This is a genomic window from Microtetraspora sp. NBRC 13810, assembly GCF_030268685.1.
Taxonomy (GTDB): Bacteria; Actinomycetota; Actinomycetes; order Streptosporangiales; family Streptosporangiaceae; genus BSRQ01.
Window position 1 is genome coordinate 1 of sequence record NZ_BSRQ01000058.1, and the last position, 948, is coordinate 948.

The 948-nt window shown below is 69.5% G+C and carries 2 pseudogenes; one reads left to right on the forward strand and one right to left on the reverse strand.

Annotation, left to right across the window (positions count from 1 at the left end):
* A pseudogene (locus QSK26_RS41420) lies at window positions 1–363 on the reverse strand (phospholipid carrier-dependent glycosyltransferase); the annotation flags it as partial.
* A gap of 303 nt (window positions 364–666) precedes the next feature.
* Between QSK26_RS41420 and QSK26_RS41425 the strand changes: the two are divergent.
* Window positions 667–948 (forward strand): annotated as a pseudogene (locus tag QSK26_RS41425) (phospholipid carrier-dependent glycosyltransferase); the annotation flags it as partial.

Consider the following 948-nt stretch of genomic DNA (forward strand, 5'->3'; position numbering starts at 1 on the left):
GTGGACCACGTAGGAGGCGCACTTGTCGAGCTGGTCGGCCGCGCAGTGCTGCCAGATGTTGGTGTTGCCCGATATGAGCAGTTTGTCGGCGTCCTTGAGTGTGACCTTCTCGACGCCGTAGTGGATCAGGGAGAGGGCGTCCTTGGCGTAGTAGGTCTCGTCGAAGACGATCGCCTTGGGGTCGCCCAGCCGGTCGAAGCGGAGGAAGGCGCCGAACGCGGCGACCAGCAGCGGGCCCAGCCAGCCCCACAGGGCGCTGCCGGGCATGGGCGGCACCAACCGGTCGCGCACGGAGACGGCCGGAACGTCCACCTGAGGTTCCGGCTGCTCGTGGGCCTGGCTAGAGAATTCGGTCACCGCCACCCGGACATCGTACGGGGCCTCCCACGGAGTCAAGCTAGGAAACACGACACACATCCCAATTGGGACTCCACACGCGCTCCGCCACCGGCGACGCGGGCAGGGAAGGACGGCCCCGCGAACATTTCAGCAACGTCGGCGCCGGCGGGCGCGCCGATCGGCCGGGCCGGGGACGCCTCGCCGCGGCCGCGTCAGGCGCCGGAGAGCGCCGACGTCGCGCACCGCGGCTGACCCACCCCCCGGTGAAGGCGGAGATCGCGTAGGGTGCCGCGGGTGGACATATCGCCACGTAGGTTGATACCCCCCATGCCCACGAACCTCCTGTGGGGCTGGCTGGGCCCGCTGCTGGTCGCCGGATTCGGTGCCTTCCTCCGCTTCGACGGCCTCGCCGAACCGCACGCCGTGGTCTTCGACGAGACGTACTACGCCAAGGACGCCTACGCGCTGCTCACCTTCGGCGTGGAGCGCAAGGCGTTCGGCACCGTGGAGAACCCGATCGCCGACCGGATGCTCCTCGCCGGTGACACCCGCATCTGGGAGACCTGCACCCCGCCGGAGGCGGCTCCCTGCGCGCAGTATGTCGCGCAT